The sequence below is a fragment of the Microcoleus sp. BR0-C5 genome (assembly GCF_036705045.1).
Lineage (GTDB): Bacteria > Cyanobacteriota > Cyanobacteriia > Cyanobacteriales > Microcoleaceae > Microcoleus.
Genome location: NZ_JAUBTR010000034.1, coordinates 35,962 through 54,931, shown reverse-complemented (window position 1 = coordinate 54,931; position 18,970 = coordinate 35,962). Strand labels below are relative to the sequence as shown.

19 protein-coding genes, 1 tRNA gene and 1 pseudogene are annotated in these 18,970 nt (G+C 45.3%); 11 read left to right on the top strand and 10 right to left on the bottom strand.

Annotation, left to right across the window (positions count from 1 at the left end; all coding sequences use genetic code 11):
- Positions 1–96: 96 nt before the first annotated feature.
- Together QUB08_RS17560 and gltX are read right to left on the bottom strand one after the other, a co-directional pair.
- Positions 97–531 carry a CAAD domain-containing protein gene (locus tag QUB08_RS17560; protein ID WP_333225925.1) on the bottom strand — a complete coding sequence of 145 codons (435 nt, stop codon included), beginning with the start codon at positions 529–531 and terminating at the stop codon, positions 97–99.
- Positions 532–933: 402 nt separating this feature from the next.
- A pseudogene (gene gltX / locus QUB08_RS17555) lies at positions 934–2,376 on the bottom strand (glutamate--tRNA ligase); the annotation flags it as partial.
- Positions 2,377–2,676: 300 nt separating this feature from the next.
- Between gltX and QUB08_RS17550 the strand changes: the two are divergent.
- The 3 genes from QUB08_RS17550 to QUB08_RS17540 all read left to right on the top strand — a co-directional run bounded on the left by QUB08_RS17550 (position 2,677) and on the right by QUB08_RS17540 (position 5,779).
- The gene (locus QUB08_RS17550) at positions 2,677–3,225 is read left to right on the top strand and encodes a DUF393 domain-containing protein (RefSeq protein WP_333225905.1); all 549 of its coding nucleotides are present in this window, start codon (positions 2,677–2,679) and stop codon (positions 3,223–3,225) included.
- Positions 3,226–3,320: 95 nt separating this feature from the next.
- On the top strand, positions 3,321–3,530 hold the full coding sequence (locus tag QUB08_RS17545) for a hypothetical protein (protein ID WP_242722794.1): 210 nt from the start codon (positions 3,321–3,323) through the stop codon (positions 3,528–3,530).
- Positions 3,531–3,898: 368 nt separating this feature from the next.
- Positions 3,899–5,779, top strand: coding sequence for a DUF4209 domain-containing protein (locus QUB08_RS17540; protein ID WP_333225904.1), 1,881 nt, complete (start codon positions 3,899–3,901; stop codon positions 5,777–5,779).
- 415 nt (positions 5,780–6,194) lie between these two features.
- Here the strand turns inward: QUB08_RS17540 and QUB08_RS17535 are convergent.
- From QUB08_RS17535 to QUB08_RS17525, 3 genes are all read right to left on the bottom strand, one after another.
- Positions 6,195–6,268: transfer RNA gene (locus QUB08_RS17535), tRNA-Asp, on the bottom strand.
- A 56-nt stretch (positions 6,269–6,324) separates the two neighbouring features.
- Positions 6,325–7,452: an esterase-like activity of phytase family protein gene (locus tag QUB08_RS17530; RefSeq protein ID WP_333225903.1), complete on the bottom strand. Its 1,128-nt coding sequence runs from the start codon at positions 7,450–7,452 to the stop codon at positions 6,325–6,327.
- A 66-nt stretch (positions 7,453–7,518) separates the two neighbouring features.
- Positions 7,519–9,369, bottom strand: coding sequence for a TM0106 family RecB-like putative nuclease (locus QUB08_RS17525; protein WP_333225902.1), 1,851 nt, complete (start codon positions 9,367–9,369; stop codon positions 7,519–7,521).
- A 95-nt stretch (positions 9,370–9,464) separates the two neighbouring features.
- Between QUB08_RS17525 and QUB08_RS17520 the strand changes: the two genes are divergently transcribed.
- On the top strand, positions 9,465–10,616 hold the full coding sequence (locus QUB08_RS17520) for an aminotransferase class V-fold PLP-dependent enzyme (RefSeq protein ID WP_333225901.1): 1,152 nt from the start codon (positions 9,465–9,467) through the stop codon (positions 10,614–10,616).
- A 40-nt stretch (positions 10,617–10,656) separates the two neighbouring features.
- Here QUB08_RS17520 and QUB08_RS17515 read toward each other — a convergent pair whose 3' ends face one another.
- Positions 10,657–10,881, bottom strand: a complete 225-nt coding sequence (locus QUB08_RS17515) for a DUF433 domain-containing protein (RefSeq protein ID WP_333225900.1) — start codon at positions 10,879–10,881, stop codon at positions 10,657–10,659.
- Between the two features lie 74 nt (positions 10,882–10,955).
- Here QUB08_RS17515 and QUB08_RS17510 point away from each other — a divergent pair, with 74 nt between their 5' ends.
- From QUB08_RS17510 to QUB08_RS17500, 3 genes are read left to right on the top strand one after another with little or no spacing between them, the layout of a single operon-like run.
- Positions 10,956–11,414, top strand: a complete 459-nt coding sequence (locus tag QUB08_RS17510) for a hypothetical protein (protein WP_333225899.1) — start codon at positions 10,956–10,958, stop codon at positions 11,412–11,414.
- A 57-nt stretch (positions 11,415–11,471) separates the two neighbouring features.
- Complete coding sequence (locus QUB08_RS17505) at positions 11,472–11,831, top strand: DUF6972 family protein (RefSeq protein ID WP_333225898.1); 360 nt, start codon at positions 11,472–11,474, stop codon at positions 11,829–11,831.
- Positions 11,794–12,072 (top strand): hypothetical protein, encoded by a 279-nt coding sequence (locus tag QUB08_RS17500; protein WP_333225897.1) that lies wholly within the window; start codon positions 11,794–11,796, stop codon positions 12,070–12,072. Before QUB08_RS17505 ends, QUB08_RS17500 begins: the two co-directional genes overlap by 38 nt.
- Positions 12,073–12,102: 30 nt before the next feature.
- Here QUB08_RS17500 and QUB08_RS17495 read toward each other — a convergent pair whose 3' ends face one another.
- From QUB08_RS17495 to QUB08_RS17480, 4 genes are all read right to left on the bottom strand, one after another.
- The gene (locus QUB08_RS17495) at positions 12,103–12,474 is read right to left on the bottom strand and encodes a DUF433 domain-containing protein (protein WP_333225896.1); all 372 of its coding nucleotides are present in this window, start codon (positions 12,472–12,474) and stop codon (positions 12,103–12,105) included.
- A 4-nt stretch (positions 12,475–12,478) separates the two neighbouring features.
- Positions 12,479–12,823 carry an endoribonuclease MazF gene (gene mazF / locus QUB08_RS17490; RefSeq protein ID WP_333225895.1) on the bottom strand — a complete coding sequence of 115 codons (345 nt, stop codon included), beginning with the start codon at positions 12,821–12,823 and terminating at the stop codon, positions 12,479–12,481.
- A complete protein-coding gene (locus tag QUB08_RS17485; RefSeq protein ID WP_333069437.1) occupies positions 12,820–13,062 on the bottom strand; it encodes an AbrB/MazE/SpoVT family DNA-binding domain-containing protein in 243 nt (80 codons plus the stop codon). Before QUB08_RS17485 ends, mazF begins: the two co-directional genes overlap by 4 nt.
- A 292-nt stretch (positions 13,063–13,354) precedes the next feature.
- Positions 13,355–14,593, bottom strand: coding sequence for a ferrochelatase (locus QUB08_RS17480; protein WP_333225894.1), 1,239 nt, complete (start codon positions 14,591–14,593; stop codon positions 13,355–13,357).
- A 579-nt stretch (positions 14,594–15,172) separates the two neighbouring features.
- Between QUB08_RS17480 and QUB08_RS17475 the strand changes: the two genes are divergently transcribed.
- The 4 genes from QUB08_RS17475 (at position 15,173) to QUB08_RS17460 (ending at position 18,872) form a co-directional block, all read left to right on the top strand.
- The gene (locus tag QUB08_RS17475) at positions 15,173–15,757 is read left to right on the top strand and encodes a hypothetical protein (RefSeq protein WP_333225893.1); all 585 of its coding nucleotides are present in this window, start codon (positions 15,173–15,175) and stop codon (positions 15,755–15,757) included.
- Positions 15,750–16,475: a DUF3120 domain-containing protein gene (locus tag QUB08_RS17470; RefSeq protein ID WP_333225892.1), complete on the top strand. Its 726-nt coding sequence runs from the start codon at positions 15,750–15,752 to the stop codon at positions 16,473–16,475. The genes QUB08_RS17475 and QUB08_RS17470 overlap by 8 nt, the downstream gene beginning before the upstream one ends.
- 195 nt (positions 16,476–16,670) lie before the next feature.
- Positions 16,671–17,519, top strand: a complete 849-nt coding sequence (locus QUB08_RS17465) for an alpha/beta hydrolase (protein WP_333225891.1) — start codon at positions 16,671–16,673, stop codon at positions 17,517–17,519.
- A 108-nt stretch (positions 17,520–17,627) separates the two neighbouring features.
- Positions 17,628–18,872 carry a pentapeptide repeat-containing protein gene (locus QUB08_RS17460; protein ID WP_333225890.1) on the top strand — a complete coding sequence of 415 codons (1,245 nt, stop codon included), beginning with the start codon at positions 17,628–17,630 and terminating at the stop codon, positions 18,870–18,872.
- Positions 18,873–18,970: the final 98 nt, after the last annotated feature.

Sequence of the window (18,970 nt, the reverse complement as noted above, 5' to 3'; positions counted from 1 at the left end):
ACTGTCAACAGTTATTAGTCATTTAAAAACCCGACACTAACAACTTATTTAAAGTTATCAACGTCGGGTATAAATTCAACAAATTACCGCAAAAATTTAGGACTTTTTGCCGAAAATTTGTTCTTTCAAGGCTTGAATTTCTTGGCCTAATTGTTGCCTGTTGGACGATCGCAGCAAATAGCGGTAGACAAACCACCCGGTGTATCCGATACCAATTAGCTCGAATGTCGGTGCTAGCAGGGGGATGTCGTTGAGTTCGTCTATTACGCCCAAAAGCACTTTCAAAGAGACAATCGAGGCTACAATTACACCGATAACAGTCAGGGGACTTTTGTACTGCTCGTAAAAGCTGCCAATGTAAGCGGGAAACTCAGACAAAATTGAGATAATTTGTTCTTTGATCTGCTGGGTCTGACTTGGCGGTTCTTCGGTAATTATGACTTTTGTTGTACCGCTTGAACTGTCTGCTTCATTTCCGGCAGGAATTTCGGTGATGATAACGGTTGTTTCTGGTTCGTTTGATGAAGTCATTTCTCCACTCGCAATAGTTGTTTGCTGGTTGGCGGCAGGTATTTCAACTGCTGCTGCGACTGTTTCAAGAGTCGGTATTTCGACTGCTGCAACCTCCCCGTCGGTTGGTTCAAGAGCCGACACTTCGCCTGTTTCTGAAGTCGGTATTTCGACTGCTGTAACTTCCACTGCTGGTTCGACAGTCGGCGTTTCGACTGTTTCGAGCGCAAGTTTTTCGACTTCTGAAACCTCTGCTGCTGATGGTTCAACAACCGGGGTTTCGATTGTTTCAATAGTCGGTGTTTCGACTTTTGAAACCTCCGCTGCTGACTGTTCTTTAGCAGAAGTTTCGGCGACTGTTTCTGCCTTTGGTTGTTCTGGGGTAGAAGTTTCGTCCGCGACACCAACAGCCGGCAAATTCAAGTTGCTAATGGCATCAAGCAAACGGGTTTTAGCCGTTCCTCGCTGGTGAAGGATTACCCAAGATTCTATCAGGTCGGGGCCGTGCATTGCACCTGTCAGAGCGGCTCTGAGCGATCGCATAATTAGCCCTTTGTTAAGATTTTTCTCTTTACTGAGCTTTTTAGTGATTTTCTGAGCTTCCGCTGATGTCAGGGACGAATGACTTTCCATCGCTTCTACAACTGCTTGTAAAGCCTGTGCAGCCCCTGGTTGTTGCAATTGTGCGAGTGCTTCTTCTTCGTATTCCACCGTGGTGGAGAAGAAAACCTTACACATATCCACAGCATCGGTTAAGCGAACGAGACTCGGGCCGATTAAAGCAGCTATTTGTTCGAGCCAGGGGCGATCGGCCTCCAAGTCAAACTCATAACCGCCTTTCTGCCACCAATAAGGTATCAGCAAATCTGTCAATTGTGGCACTGGCATTTTGTGCAGGTATTGACTGTTTAGCCAATTGAGTTTATCCCAATCAAATTTTGCACCAGCTTTGTTGACTCGATAGAATGTAAATAATTCTGCTGCTTCCGACAGTGTAAATATTTCCTGCGTTGAATCCGGCGGAGTCCAACCGAGCAAAGTCATGTAATTGACTAAAGCTTCGGGGAGGTAGCCCATATCTTTGAAGTCAGAAATCGAGGTTACGCCGTCGCGTTTAGAAAGTTTTTGCCCTTGCGTGTTTAAAATCAGTGGCGTGTGGGCAAATTCTGGGATTGTCGCACCCAAAGCTTCGTAGAGCAATATTTGTTTCGGAGTATTGCCGATGTGATCTTCGCCACGGATGACGTGGGTGATGGCCATGTCGATGTCATCGACAACTACTGCGAGGTTGTAGAGGGGTTGGCCGATAACGCCGCCGCTGGATGCACGGGCAATTACCATATCGCCGCCGAGGTCGCTACCTTTCCAGGTTACGGTGTCGCGTACCATGTCGTTCCAAGCGATGGTGCGATCGTCGTCGATGATAAACCGAATCACAGCTTGTCGCCCTTCGCCTTCAAAAGCTGCGCGCTCTTTGCTTGTCAAGTTGCGGTGCCGGTTGTCGTAGCGGGGGGCTTGTTTGTTGGCTTTTTGTGCTTCCCGCATTTCGTCGAGTTCTTCCGACGTGGTGTAGCAGCGGTAGGCGAGTCCATTGTCGAGAAGGGTTTGGACTGCTTGGCGGTATATTTCCAGACGTTGGGACTGAAAACTCGGGCCTTCGTCCCACTCCATACCCAGCCAGGTGAGGCCTTCGAGGATGTTATCGGTGTATTCGCTTTTAGAACGTTCTACGTCTGTGTCTTCTACCCGCAGAATGAACTTGCCGCCTTGGTTGCGGGCAAACAGCCAGTTGAATACGGCGGTTCTGGCGGTACCGATGTGTAGGTTTCCGGTGGGACTGGGGGCTAGACGGACTCTGACATTCATGTAGATTTTTGCTTTTAGATTGGGGGCGATTTGCTGGTTGGGGGAATAGCTGATGTTTAAGACTTTAAATTTTATTATACTTTGTTGCCGAATTAACAGTTGTGCTTGGCAGGTGCTTTGCCTCGAATTGTTTGATATTGGACTATCGGGCGATCGGGCGAAAATCTCCGCCCAGGCACTAGAAGGCATCTTGATGATATTAGCATTGCGGGCGGCCAAGACTGGATGCACCTTTGGGACTATTTTTCACACCACAAATAACTGCTTTAGGAGTACCCAAGGTGCACCTGATAACTATGGATGCTTGTAAAATGTTTGTGTGCGATCGACGACATTAAAATATATTTCTCTATGTCTGCTGCTAAAACCGAGTTTTCCGAATCTGTTGCGCCCTCACCCGAGTCTGTTGCCGCTGCTTGGCAGATTGAGTTACTGTACGACGGTGAATGTCCTCTGTGCGTGCGGGAGGTTAATTTCTTAAAAAAACGCGATGCGGGGCGAGGTTTAGTGTCCTTTGTGGATATTGCGGATGATGGCTACAACCCGGAGGCCCACGGCGGAATCGACTACGAAACGGCGATGGGGCGGATTCACGCGATATTACCCGACGGTACGGCAATTAAAAATGTGGAGGTTTTTCGCCGTACCTACGAGATTTTAGGGATGGGATGGATTTATGCTGTGACTAAGTTACCAGCGATCGGGGCGATCGCCAATTGGCTGTACGGAATTTGGGCAGACTGGCGGCTGAAGCTGACGGGAAGGCCGGATTTAGCAACTCTTATGAGATCACGAACTCAGCGAATCGAGTGCGAAAGTCAAGGCCGCTGCCAACCAAACTCGAAATGAGTCATATTTAATAAGTTCGATCAATCCATCAGAATATCTCAGCAGAAACAGACTGCAACTAACCTTAAAGATGGACTACTATTAAAGGTGAAAAAATGCAAGATGCAGGCTATACAGTCTTCATGGGCTTCGGTGGTATCTGGATACTTATGGGAATTGCCGCTGTGATTTTCCTGTTCAAATCGGACGGTCAAAAACTTAGGTTTGGCAAATGGGGATTGCTAGTTGCTATTCCGATTCTGGTGCCCATCGTCCTAGTTTTGACATATCAGATCGCCCGACCATTTATTTCCTCGCACCTTTGAGCGCTGCTGGAAGTCGATCTTTAAATTTAATTATAGGCAAAGATTGTGGGGAACTTGTGAGGAAAGTTGTAGGAAAGGGGGATAAATGTTAGGAGTCGTTGATGGGGGTGGGTGGAGAATCGGCTACAACCTCACGCTGGCTTAACTTTGAGGCTTTACGGATCACCTTGTACTACACCCTCACCGATAACTCAGGTGGTACAACGACCAAGATAAGTGGCGGCACATAACTTTTGGAACTCTACCAAAGGCTTGGGTCAGTCCGCTGCGATCGCGAACGCGGACTCAAATTTTATGTTACAATGCACTACAAAAGGTAAGCTAGATAGATTATCTTTAACTTTAATCAATAACTGACAACCTACGCTATGTCACAATTTAAGGCTGTCCCATTGTTGAATGCAGAAGACTTTGAGAGGTATCAATGGACAGAGATACTAGACCGAGCAAACCCTAATGAATGCTGGAATTACTACGATAAATTTCAAGCGAAAGCCAAAGCCTATCAATTATCTGGTGACACGCTAGGGCAAGAAATTTTCAAATTTTTGAGTGAAATTACCTCTGTTTTCATGGAGCCTTTTGGATTGAATAGTACCTCTACTTTAGAAGAGACTATTTTACCAGAGACTATGTTAGGGGTTTTATCTGACGATCAACTCGCTTTGTTAAGGGAGTTAGTTGTCAGGGTAATTGAGCCCGAAATGCGGGCAAGAATAGCTGATATCCTCTGGATTTGTTGTAAACGAGATCCAGAAAGGAGTAGACCTATTCAGATGGCTAAAGTGGCTGTAGAGTCATATCTTCAAGCTGCTAAAAATCTTGAAAACACAGAAAATCAGAAAACTTGCGATGAAAGGCTACAGCGAGCAGCACAATTAGCCCCTCTAGTTGATGGGAAGAAGAGTACAGAAATGCGCTGCATAGTGATTTCTCACATTGAGCAACTTATAGAGCGTTATGCAGTTGTAGAAAATGAGTTTATAACAGGTAGTGCAATGCAGGTACTTCAGGAGTATTTAAGGAAAAGCCGCAGTGTTATTAAGAGTAACAACCTTCCACTCTATGCAGCAAAGTATGCAGCAGTTGCCGCTCAAAAGGCAGTTTTTGCAGAAAACTTTCAAGACTACCATAAAGCTTTTTTTCAGAAGATAGCGTACCGCCAGATAGAAAGCGATTGGTACAAGATAGCTAATGATAAAGAGGCTGAACGTAATGCAAGATTCAATCTTGCAGAAGTTGAGGTTTGGTATGCTCAACAGGCATTAGTTAGAAATGAGCCTAATTCCTACATTGTAGCTGCTGGGAGACTTAAAAATGCAATCGCAGCCTTCAGAAAGATTGAAGATAGGTTTGGAAAAAAACAAGATACCTCCGATCGCATACAAGACTTACACAAACAAATGCTTGATAACCAGAGAGAATCAATGTCTCTAATGGTTACTATTCCTATTGCTAAACCAGAGAAGTTTGATGACCCTGAAATGCAAAAAGTAGCAAGAGATATTGTGCGAGGTAAGCCATTATGTGATGCCCTGTACTCTCTGGCATTTGGATGCAAGCTAATTCGCGATCTGGCAGATATTCAGGTAGAAGCAAAAGCAGATAAAAGTTCTCATTTAATTCCAACAGCTTTTATAGATGAAGAGGGAAAAACAAAAGCTATTAGTGGAGATGGCGAAGATTGTTTAGAGAATTCAATGTTTAGAATCGCTACTTTCTATCAGAGCTGGTATGCGCTAAATTTTATTGTTCCTGCTTGCAATCAAATTTGTTCTGAGCATAGTGTGCATTTGGAAGATTTATCTTTTGTCGTTGTTGAGAATCCATTTATTCCAAAAGGGCGTGAACCTCTTTATGCAAGAGGTTTATTAGCTGGCTTACAGGGAGATCCAGTAATTGCTGCACATCTATTAATTCCACAGCTAGAAAACTCCTTGCGTCATATTCTGAAGCAAAAAGGCTCTATTGCTTCCAATCTCACCTCTACCATGATTCAGGATGAGTACACTCTCAATAAAGTTCTCGATGTGCCTGATTTAAAGCAGATTTTGAATGAAAATACAATTTTTACTCTCAAGGGTTTACTCGTTGAACGAATGGGTTCTAATCTCAGGAATGAGATTTGTCATGGCTTATTTAGTCACAATCAATTCTTTACACCACAACTAGCCTATCTCTGGTGGTTAACGCTGTACTTATGTCTTATGCCAACTTACAGACAATGGGTTGAGAATGAAGATAAATGATAGAGATAGAGTCATACTATTGCTGCAATCGCACCACCAATGGGGCTGCGGCTGCAACTGGTGCTTCTTCGTCCGGGTCATCATCGGCATATTCATCTATCCCAGTCCCTAAAGTTTCAGCTTCCCCCTCAATTTCTCTGGCATCTTCATCCCTGGCATCTCTGGGGATCAGGACACCCGTGATGAATGCGTTGCGGGGTTCTTGATTGCTTGGCAGAACTTCGTAACAAGACTGTCTGGGGCCAAGAATTTCTTGTCCGAGACTCAGTAGCCGTTCTGTGCGGCTGACACAATTTACCTTCTGATGTCGATTCGGGGTGTGTAAAACAAACGCTTGTACTGTGAAAACTCAGTACCAGCGGTTATTTTTCAGCATATCGCCTTTTTCAGCAATCTGAACATTTTCTATTTTGAACGGGACAGACGGGGCTCGAACCCGCAACTTCCGCCGTGACAGGGCGGTGCTCTAACCAATTGAACTACTGTCCCTCGTTTTGCCGTTTTTTCAGGCACAATTTCTATTATGCCTATAACCTCACCCTTTGTCAAGAGGTTTTTTGAACTTTTATTTGGAAGCCCAAAATCTGAGTCTCTTGCAACAGGCCGAAGTTGTTGTCGCTCACCAAAATCAGACCTCTGCTAGCATCCGCCAGGGCGGGGCCAAATGTCAACCCCTCAATGTTGTCTAGGGGAATTTTCAGGGTTTCCAAATCCAGCAGCAGGCGTTTTTGAGCGGGAGAAACCTCGCTGAGACGGCTTTTGAGGCTTTCGAGTGCTTCAATACGATCGCCCTTTTCCAGAGAAATCTCAAATAGTTTAACAGTAACTCCGGTTTCCAGGGAGAAAGCACGCTCTAAACTCAGCAAGCGGTTATCGTCGATCGCCACCAAATCCACTAAACCGTTGCTAGTTAATTTTCCCACAGGATTCGCGCCAGCGGGTAGCGGTTCGGTGATGTAGAGAAAAGAGGCATCTGGATTGCCGCTCACCGCATCGTAGCGCAAAATCCGGCACGGGCTCCCGGTTTCCAGGGAAACTACGGCGCCATCTTGAACCAAGGCGTTTTCGGTAGCGGTGAATAGATATTTGCGATCGGGCGTTAAAGTTAAACTTTCAAATGATAGATTGTTGCGGATGCCTTTACTGCCCTTGTCGTCGGGCAAAAACAGTTCAGGAATTGGCAGCGTTTTCAGGAGTTTACCATCGAGGGAGAACTCTTTGATAAAAGGATTTATTTGGCGATCGACATCTCCCTCAGAAGAAACAAACACGCTATTGCCAGTAAAAGCTATCCCTTCCGGATCTAAACTTAATTCAGGAAAACCTTTGCCGTTTTCATCTAATAAAGTAGTGACACCAGTAAAAGTAATTTGCTCTTTTTCCAGTTTACCAGATTGCAAGTTGATTTTGAGAGTATAGAAACGCGCCTGGTTCTTGCTGCTACGGTCATCAGAAATGGCATAATAGACTTGTTTCTCGGCATCATAAGTAATGCCAGAAAGTCCGCCAATTTCCGTACCCTGAAACGGAGAACCTGTAGGAAATATTGCTCTGCCGATAAAATTTATTTTCGTTACAGCGAAAGATTGAGCAGATTGGTTTACCCAAATAGCAACAGTTGCTGCCATCAAAAAACAGACAATAAATATAGTTGCTTTTGCTAGCTTTCGCATTTTACTATCTTTTTCTCTTTCTGACTTCGCGCCCTTCGCGCCTTCGCGGTTCGTTTAATCATAAATTCACTGTTTCTGACTTAACAAAAAATTAGTCAACCAATCTTTAACCACATAAGTAGCACGACAGTCGTCCTCATTGTAGCGGACGATCGCCTCTAAAAGATCTCGATCGCCAGTTTTGAGCCAATCGTCGTACCAGCAGACGCACTGAGCACCATTAGCCTTAGCATCTCGCCAGTCAAAACCCAGCCAGCGGGCAATTGGTTTGAGTGCGTAACTTTCCACGGGCATAATCGCCTTTTGCGTCACTTGTTTGTGAATATCTACAAACCTTTTCAGCACGGGTTTCCACAAATAAGCTGGAGTATTGTAAAGTTTAGCCAGTCGCTTAAAAGTCTTGACTTCATAGTCGCAAAAGTGGAAAATCGGAGCAATGGGATAAGCCCACATTAATTCTAAAAATTGTTGCCAGACTGCACCTTCTTCTGCTGCTGATTCTGCTAAAAAACCGTGGAATTTTTCCGTATTGTTGTACCTGTCAACAACTAAGACTCCGTGGAGGTAATCCAAGTTTAACTCGGGTTCTGCTTCAATGTCAAAGTAGAGTTCGATTGGGGCGATCGGCAAAAAGACAGATTGGGAATATGGAATTGGTTTCTTGCGGAGAATTGGCGCAGGTATAGAAGATGTGGCAGGTTTATTTTCTTTAATTTTTACTTCCTCAACTGCGATGTCATTCAAGATATTGTCTACAATATCTGGTACTATTTCAGATGAGTTAAGTTCTTGTGAATTCTCACTTCTACGTTCTTCTCGATCGTTAATCCGTGTATCCGTGTCAAAATCCGTATCGTGCCTTCCTTCTTCCGACTTCCCTCTTCCGACGGACATCGGACTGACATCCGTTACATCCGTTACAAAATCCGTTGCCGAACTTCCTTCTTCCCGCAACAGCGGTTGATTTAGCAAATGCGATCGAGCTTGCTGCACCACATCAAAAGCAACTCTGTCGGGGAATTCGGGATACTCAGCCAGCAGTTCGGAACTAGCATTAGCGAGAGCTTCAACATCAGTAATTCCGATAGTTTTCAGTCTAGCATAGCGACTGGCAGTAACTCCCGGCAATAACGAAAGATGTTTAATAGATTCGGCTTCTGCGTGACAGATAGTATACCAACCGCAAAGATTGCACTTTTGCCGGGAAATGAACACCTCTGGTTTATCTCGATTTTCTATCATCTGAATGCAGTTATCTAAAATCTCGAACATCTGAGGAGTTCGCTGGTCGAGATTCACCTGCCACAGCCCTTTTTTTCGCAGCATCAGCCACGCAGTCTCTGGCATTGTTTCCTGCACAGAAGCTAAAACTTGGGCGTGAAAAGCTGCGATAATTTGATACTCTTGTTTTGGTCGCTTGCTAAGCCAAATATCCGTAGTAATATAACTCCAATCGCCAAATTTTGATTTTCCCGGCTGTTTGATTAATAAATGGGGGCGGCTGATCAGGGTAATGTTTGAAGAGGGAAGATTGGAGGATGAAAGATGAACGGGAGTTTCAGGGATTTCGCCAAATTCTGGGAAATATTGACCGTCAATTCCTACCAGAGAAGTTGTTGCGCCGTTGGTTTTGCGGAATTCGCCCTGGATCAGAACTCCTCGGTAAATGCGATCGACTCCTTGCTGCATTAAACTCAATGTAGCGGCCGCGCCAGCTTCCCAATCCCCTCTAGGATAATATGGTTGTTGGTAAGTCTCCTGTTCCAAAGCTTGCTGCTGGTATGTCGCGCTGTCGCGCATCAGTTTCAGCAAAAAGTCGCTGGGGGGATCTAGGTGTTTCCAGTCTCCGCAGGTGTCTAAAAATGCTCGGAGATGGCATCGTTGATAGGAAAGTAGCAGTTTGTCAGTTATTAACATTTAGTATTCGCAAGGCATAGAGTATCAGGCAAAAGGTATAAAATTCACAGCATTAGTTATTCAATATTAACGCTATCAATAATTCCCCAAAAAAAATGACAAAGAACAATCACCGGCAACAATTTCCTGCTTTGGCCAATAAAGCTTATTTTAACTACGGCGGACAAGGGCCGCTGCCTGAGCCTGCTTTAGAGGCGATTTATGAGGCTTACAAACGGGTGCAGCTTGGGGGGCCGTTTTCGGGGGAGGTGGGGGCTTGGGTGGTTCAGGAGGCGATGCTGACGCGACGTGCGATCGCCTCTGAGTTGACCGTACCTCCTGAAACCATTGCCCTAACTGAAGATGTCACCGTTGGCTGCAATATTGCGCTGTGGGGCATTGACTGGAAAGCAGGCGACCATTTGCTGCTTTCTGATTGCGAACACCCCGGCATTGTAGCTAGTGTAATGGAACTTCAGCGCCGTTTCAACATTGAGGTTTCGGTTTGTCCGCTGGCGGCTACTTTGAATGAAGGTGATCCTCTGGCGGTGATTGCTGATAGTTTGCAGCCAAATACTCGCTTGTTAGTTATCAGTCACATTTTGTGGAATACCGGCCAAGTTTTGCCTCTGGCTGAGATTGTGAAAGTATGTCATCAAACAGGAGTCAAAGTATTAGTTGATGCGGCTCAATCTGTGGGGGTTTTGCCTTTAAACTTGATTGAGTCGGGGGTTGACTTTTATGCTTTCACTGGTCATAAATGGTGGTGCGGCCCGGAAGGTTTGGGCGGGCTGTATGTGAGTGCTGAAGCTTTGGCAGATTTGCATCCGGTGTTTATCGGTTGGCGGGGAATTGTGACGGATGCTAATGCTAAAGTCCTTGGCTGGAAGTCGGGAGCACAGCGCTATGAAATTGCGACTTCGGCTTATCCTTTGTATGCGGGTGTGCGGAGTGCGATCGCCCTGCAACATGAATGGGGTACGATCGAGGAAAGGTATGCAGAAATTTGTCGTTTGAGTAAGTATCTCTGGCAGCATTTGTCGGAACTTCCCGATGTGGAATGTTTGCGGACATCTGCGCCGGAAGCTGGTTTGGTTTCGTTTCGATTAACTAATGGGATGCCGCACAAAAAGCTTGTCGATTTGTTGGAAAAACAGGGGATTATGGTAAGGACTATTCTTAATCCTGATTGTGTGCGGGCTTGTGTTCACTATTTTACAACTGAGGCGGAGATTGATAGGTTGGTTGGGGCGATCGCAATACTTTAGGGTGTGCCGGTACCTTTGAATAAAACTTTAGCATCAGCAGTCATTCATTTTCCGCCAGCCAGCGATCGATTTCTTCTCGGTTGCGATCGTAATAGTTCGCAACCGCTTCCAAATCCTGAAGGGTGAGTCCTGGATAATTATAGAGAAGTTTGGCTTCATTTGCGCCCTGTTGTTGGTAAGCGACAATCGTCCAAACGGGAATGCGAGTATCGCGAATTCGCGCTGCACCGCCACAAATACCTGGAGTTTTGTGAATGGGATACATTATTTTAAACTATGATTAAATAGACGTTGGTTTTTCGTTGGGTTTATCTTATAATATAGTAAGGAGGTTCAACTATGCAGATTACAAATAAAAAACTTAGCTTACAAAACGGTGCAAGCTGGCCATCATTTGAGAAGTTTCGTTTGAAGGGCGCAGAAGCACTCAGTTCGATCGCGAATGGTGTCATTGCTACCCTCCATACAAAAACAGGACAGTACCGCATTATAGAGGAACGCGACTTTCAAGCAATGTATGGATTAGCTCGCGATGTCGATCGCACCAGAGGAGGATTGCGTGTGGTAATCTTGGCTGTGCGCGCGGCACAAAAACACCCCGATCCAGAGAACCTCAGCCTACTTGCTGAAGCTGTGGCTTTGCTGGGAGATTTGCCTGAACTTCCGACTAGCAATAACTTCGAGCGATTATTTCCAGAGAATTTCGACTTGGATGAGGATGATGAAGTGATGCTCGATCCTGATGAAATCGATCGTCAGGAGCAATCTGAGAGTGCGATCGAGAAGAGGATGGATTGATTGCGATGGCTGTAGCAAATAATGCTAAAACTTAATTACCAGTCATAACAAATCAATATGAGTGGAATTGACCGTGAACTTCTTCTAGAAACCAGAACCAGTCTCATAGATAAACATCTGCCCGGAACCAAAAAAGCCGAAAGCGAACTTGAAATCGAAGGAATTGTCCATCTCTTTAATGATAGAGAAACAATGGAAAGAGTCGCTGCCGAAATAAAGAGTAGAGGGGAACGCACAGGAGCGGACGATCCCGAGGACAATTATGAACGTTATGGATTGTACTTTTCAGAACCAATTGGTTATATACTAAAAGCAGACGGTACTAGGATACCACTAGAATACGGTGAAATAAAAATTAAGAAAACCACAGGTAAATATCATGTCATACCTCGCACAAGACCCCGTACAAGCTACTAAAATCAGTCAAGAATCCGAGCAAGAGACTGAGTGGGAGTTTGCGGAAATCTGGGCTGATACTCTGATATCTCCTCCTTATATTCTGATGTTAGTTAAGGAAAAGTCAGGTAATTTTTGCATCCATAACCCAGCACAAAACTATAAAGTTATCTTTACCAGTGACAATTACGAATCTGCTAAAATGTGGCTACTAGAAGATGAATACGAGCGTGTGAATAGCCGCATTTTACAAGAAGTATAAAGTGGTGTCGCTAATAGGGATTTGATGGTGTCACCAAACCTCATTCCCCACAGCAACTCCACTATAAATCTCATTATGAAGATTCTCAAGTGCGATCGCCTCAAGCGAATACCGCCGACGAGTTACGGGTTCGATAATTTGCTCAGCGTCAATAGAGGCATCTATTTCCTGAGAATGGGCTGCATAAAAAGCGAGAACATCGTTCACTTGAGCTTCACTTAAGTCATACTCAGCGGCAATTTGGTTTGGGGAAAAACCCCATTTAGGGGCTGCAATGACTACTGTTTGCACCAGCAAGCGAGTGCCACGTAAAACGGGCACGAGTTCGCTGCTAGCGCCCCGCACATAGGTAATTTCAGGAAAAGTGCGATCGTCTGATTTATGCAGCCCCGTGAACTTCATGCTTTTACAATAACAACGGCTCTATTTTAGCTTGTACCTCTTCAATGACATCTTGAGATACCGACTCAACCAATCGAATACCGCGAGCTTTCCAGTCTAAACACTTAATTTGATCTGCAAGAATTACTCCCTGAACTTTTAATCCAGTGGGTAGGATAACTTCAAAAGGATACCCTTTTTGTTGTTTTGTAATCGGCATAAATAGAGCTAAGGAGCTTTTCTCGTTGTAGGAACGAGGCGACAGCACAAAAGCAGGTCTAAGTCCTTTTTGCTCGTGTCCCTTAGTTGGGTCAAAGTCTAAATAAACGATATCGCCTCGACTCGGAACGTAGGGATTTGATTGTGTCACCAAACTTCGTTCCCTACAGCAACTCCAGTATCAATCTCAGTATGAACATTGTCTGGCGTCATTGCCTCGATTAGCTCCTCAAGCGAATACCGCCGACGAACGATAGGCTCGATCGTCAGCTTGCCATCTATCAAGACAAGCTTCACTTCGGAACCCTCAGCCAAGTTAATCTCTTTAGCTAAATTCTGTGGAATCCGAATAGCAAGACTGTTTCCCCATTTTGCGATCGTCGCAACCATAGCCTGAACCTCTAGTTAGTGATATCACTCTGAGGAATTTACCCTTTCTAAGAGAATGTATATACAGAGTATCTACAGTGTAGCGACTAAGCGGATGTTTGACAAGCACAGAAAATTTGATAAAAAAGCAAATCGCCCCTTCTCTAATACACCAAAGGACGATCGCCCTTTTCACCTAAATCTCTCCTGCACGCACCCCAACAAAAGAAACCGGGTTTTTCACTAAATCTGCCGTTTCAACGCAGTATCTTCGCAAAAAACCCGGTTTCAGAGCTCTCAGGCCTAAGTCCTATTAGTGACTGTGCCCGTGCCCGCCATGAGAATGTCCGTGATCACCATGAGAATGGCCACCGTGAGAATGTCCACCGTGATTGTGTCCGTGATCCCCATGAGAATGACCGTGCCCTTCATGAGAATGCGCGTGCTCGCGGTGCGCGGAAGCCAAACTCGGATTAACAGCAACCGCAGTCTCACTCAACAACGCTTCAATCTGCGGGTTTGCCCACTCAGCCGCCATTTTCAGAAACTCTGGATGGTCATTTACGCAAGGCAATTTGCGGTAAGTAACTCCTTGACGCTGTTTCTGCAAAGACTCAATAATGTGGTCTACATCTAACAAAGTTTCGTGATTTTCTGTCGCAAATCCGATCGGCATAAAGACGATCGCAGTTGCACCCAAATCGATCAAATTTTTCGCAGCCAACGTCGCATCCGGCTGCGTCCACTCAATCAGCGGCGTGTCGTGGTTCAGCCAGCCCACCGAAATCAAAGGATAGCGGTACATCAAACGTTCCCGCACGCGATCGTACAAAGCTTGACTTTCCACAATTCCCGAAGTAAAGCCCTTCGCCTTGTGCGGACAACCGTGATTCATCAGCACAATCCCAATCTGAGAAGGCAAATGCGCTACAGCTAAATCGTTCTTAATTTCCTCTTCAACCAAGTCCGCCATTAGCTGGATGTAAGCAGGTTCATCGTAAAAAGAAGGAATGTAGCGCTGTCCTTTTACCCAATGTTCCTTACCATCAAAGGTTTGTGCTAAAGCTTTATTCACCTGTTCGACTGCAATGCCGCTGGTGAAAACAGAATCAACTACCAACAGCGGATAAATCAGAATTTTGTCAAATCCTTCTGCTTGAATTTGAGGGATTACTTGTTCCGGCAAAAATGGCGCGCAAAAGTTAAAAGCTTTGAACACTTTTACTTTATCGCCCCATTTCTCCTGTAAATTCTGTTCAATCCCGGCGCGTTGCTGTTCAAAAATTGCATTGTGCGGCGAAACAAATTGACCGTGTTGGTGACTCCACTCGTGCAAGTCAAAGATTGCTAAAATCTTCGCCAGCGGCGGATAAATCCAAAGCGGTACTGGCGCAAACTTTGCCGTAAGCAAATTTAAAGCTTGTTCGTTGTAGTTGGCAAAATCGTCGTAGCTTTCGACTTCGCCGTAACCCATCAGCAATACAGCAACGCGATCGTTACTTGCGGGTGCTGCAGATGTTTTGAAATCGATTTTTTCTGGAGAAGCAACCACTTTGTATTCCTCAATTTTATTTATTCTAAGAGATCCAGGCAGGATGAAGGGTGAATCGGAGATTTTTCATTGTTTGCGATCGCACGACGGTTGCGCGCGGGGCTGATTCCCGGTTTCTTGGCCCATACTTCCCGGTTAAACCTCTTATTTATCCTAGAAACCGGATTGATGGGCATCAGTCCTAAGTCGGTTTTTTGACCCTGACCCGAAATTCGTAGGGCAGCTAAGCTGGCAGGCCTCTAATTTGCACAATCCTGTTTCTTTAAGCTTTTTTGGGCCGGGCTTCGACGCCGCCGGAAAAGTTAAATCTAAATACAGAACAGCTTAAAACTAGAATCAGCCTTTGCTAAGCTTGACAGGAGATGGGGCAGGGGGGGATAAGTTTCATGTTTTCTTAAGACTCCCTGACCTTGCCTCAGATTAAAGCGGTTTGGAGCGTTCCCAGCACTTAACTTGGGGGGATACTCTTCAAACTAGACTCTATTATAAGTTTAACACCCTATCCCCTGGGGTAGTATATGATATAGTAGGCATATGATAAAGTTATGTTGCGAACTATATTAACTTTCTTGACGAACTATGAGACTGGTAATTTGCCCCGGAGTCCACGAACCAAAGCTAACCGACTGTTTCCTCGCGGGACTTTCGGGGCTTTGGGGACTGGCAGCCGATCGCCCAAACCAGCAAATAGTCGAGCCTGTCAAGATTTTTCCCGCTCATAAATATCCGCCTTTTTCAGCTCTTGACGTATGGAACTTTTTGTGCAGCGAAGAGTTGGCAGGAGAAAGTCTAGTATTTGTCAGCTTTTCGGCAGGAGTAGCCGGGGCGATCGGGGCGGCTTGGATGTGGCAGCAACTCGGCGGCAAAGTCGGGGCATTTTTTGCCTTAGACGGTTGGGGAGTACCCCTGGGGGGCAATTTTCCCATCCACCGCATCAGCCACGATCGCTTCACGCACTGGAGTTCGGCAATTCTAGGTGGCGGTGGAGAAAGCTTTTATGCTGATCCCGCCATCGAACATTTGGATTTATGGCGAGCTCCCCAAACGGCAAAAGGCTGGCACGTCAGCCAAACCGCCGCCGGCATTGAGACTGTCGCACCCACAACCGCAGCAAAATTTTTAGTCCACCTATTGAAACAATACGGAGTCCAGTCAGTTGTTTAATCTTAATTTAGTATCCTCAGCGATCGCACCTATTGCCACCATCGCCCGCCTCGACAATTCTGTCACTTCAGCCACAACAAACAGCATCAAACAGTGGTTGATATTTAGTGCCTCAGCATTTTTAGTCTCAATTCCCGTCTTCGTGCAAGCACCGTTAGTTCGCTTATATCCAACCATCAGTTTGCTGTCAACTATCCCCTGGTTCGTTCTGAGTTTAATTCTAATTTTCCGCCCCAAAACACAACTTTGGGGAGATTTATTATTAGGATTTGCCGGATGCTGGCTGGCAGGTTCTATCTATTGGGGCTGGTTTAGATGGGAACCAATTTTACATCTACCTATAGAAGCAATTGGCTTGCCTTTTGCTATTTGGTGCTTGGGCAAATCTTGGGGAAAAGTTGGCAGCTATTTTTACTTGGGTTCCCTATTTGGCACTGCTATTACCGATTTATATTTTTATTTAACTGGGTTGATGCCCTACTGGCGCCAAGTGATGCACGCGGAACCGGAATTAGCTATGCCGATTTTTCAAAGTGCGATCGGTCAAATCGAAACTCCTTGGGGCATAGGCTGTGCTTTAGTTTTAATCGCTGTGTTGCTAACAGTCGGTTTGCTGAGTTTGCGCGATCGAGAACTGCACTGGCGCGCTTTCAGCGGCGCGGTGTTAAGCACGCTTTTGGTAGATGGTTTATTTTGGTTGGCTGCTTCTGCTGCTTAAGATTTATGATTAGTTTTTATGTTGGTAATTTTTGACCGCAGATGTGGGCGGATTGACGCAGATTAACGCAGATTTTTTTGATGGATGTAGTCTTGAAATTCCTGACTTCTTAAAGAAGTCGGGAATTTGGGTATTTACTGAACAATTATGAGTTAAAATCTAAAATCTAAAATCTAAAAATCCCAAATCAATATCATGTCTTTCATTTCAATTCGCGGTGTAGAACATTATTACGAGTGGATAACGGCAGATAACACGGCCCAACCTAGCGGGAAACCAGTGATGGTATTTCTGCACGGGTGGGCTGGCTCAGCTCGCTACTGGGAAAGCACGGCACGGGCTATTGCTGATGATTTTGATTGTTTGCTCTACGATATGAGAGGTTTTGGTCGATCGCCCTTGCCAAAAGAGCCTCCTGAGTCCAGCTACGAACTCGAAACCTACGCCCGCGACTTAGCGGAATTATTAGAATCTCTGAATTTAAGCCGCGTTTTTCTGAATGCTCACTCCACAGGAGCATCAATTGCTACTTTATTTCTCAACCTTTACCCTGAAAAAGTAGAAAAAGCAATTCTAACTTGCAGCGGGATTTTTGAATACGATGAGAAATCTTTTACAACTTTTCACAAATTCGGTGGCTATGTGGTAAAATTTAGACCTTCTTGGCTGGCATCGATCCCTTTTGCCGATCGGCTATTTATGGCCAGGTTTTTGCGCCGTTCCCTGCCCACAGAGGTAAGTCTGGCGTTTCTCAAGGATTTTTTAATGGCAGACGAGGAAGCTGCTATAGGTACAATGGTGACGGCCGTCAGCAAAAGAGCAGCCGAGGAAATGCCCCAAGAATTTGCGCGGCTGAGTGTTCCCACACTGCTTGTGGCCGGAGAATTTGACCAAATTATCCCCGCCGTCATGGGAGAGCAAGCAGCCTCCCTCAGCAAAAAAGTAGAATTTGTTATAATTCCGAATACGGCTCACTTTCCGATGCTGGAGGATGCCGCAACATACTTGCAGCGAATTCGAGACTTTTTGCCAGCAGCGGCTTAGCTGAGTTATTGTTCATCTAATGTACGATCGGACAAGCAAGCTTTGAGAACGGCTTTTGCTCCGATCTTAATTTTTAATTCCTAATTTCTTAAAGCGAAAGGTGGTACAATGAACGACCTCGACCAATACTATAAAGTGCTGGGACTGTTGCCGGGAGCTTCCAGAGAAGAAATTAGCCAAGCCTACAAGGATCTAGCGTTCATTTGGCACCCCGATCGCATCCCCAAAGACAATCCCAGATTACTACAGAAAGCTGAAGAAAAGATTAAGGAAATTAATCAAGCTCGCGAACAATTGCGATCGATTCAACCAAGAGGTCAGAATCAGAACGTTCAGCAAAAAAATACTCAGCACAAACACACCCAGCACCAAAACACCCAGCACAAACACACCCAGCAACAAAACGCTCAGTACAGAAACACTCAGCAACAAAACACCCAGCAACAAAATACCCAGTACAAAAATACTCAGCAACAAAATACCCAGCAACAAAATACCCAGCAACAAAATACTCAGCAACAAAATACTCAGTACAGAAACACCCAGCAACAAAATACCCAGCAACAAAATACTCAGTACAGAAACACCCAGCAACCCAATACTCAGCAACAAAATACTCAGTACAGAAACACCCAGCAACCCAATACTCAGCAACAAAATACCCAGCAACCCAATACTCAGTACCAAAACACTCAGCAACCCAATACTCAGTACCCAAACAATCCGTACCAAAACAATCCGTACCAAAACAATCAGTACAGAAATACTCAGTATCCAAACACCCAGCACCAAAACACCCAGCCACCACCGGCTAACCCAAAAGAACCCCGGTACTCTTCTGAGCCCTCTTCAGGAAAATATCCTGGAAATTATGCGGGAAACTATGGGGGAAACCCTGCAGGGCCCTATTCAGAGGCGTCCCGCTACCAATCGCAGCCGCCGCCCTCTCAGTCGTCATCTCAGTCTTACCGCCAAGCTGGGCCACAAGCTCCCGATTTGAGCGGTTCCAACTTCCAAGGAGCTTCCTTAAAAGAAAAGGATTTTTCAGGAAGAAACTTGAGCAATGCAAACCTGAGTGAAGCCGACTTAAGTGATGCTTTTCTACACAACGTCAATCTCACAGGCGCGAATTTGCACCAAGCAAACTTGTTCAGGGCCAATTTGTTAGGAGCTTGTTTGATCAATGCCAACTTGAGAGAAACCAACTTAATCGGAGCCGATTTGAGCGGTGCAGACTTGAGCGGTGCTGACTTAACAGGAGCAAAAATCGGTTACGGCGATCGAGTTATGGTCAAACTTACCCGGACTACATTAACAGGTACAATCTTACCCGACGGTACTGTTCATAGCTAAATTATTTAGTTTTTAGTCAGTGGTTGTAGACGCGGGTTTTACCCGCAATATTTGCTGCAAATCCAAACACAAAAAAATCCGCCCTTTGCGAATTTGGG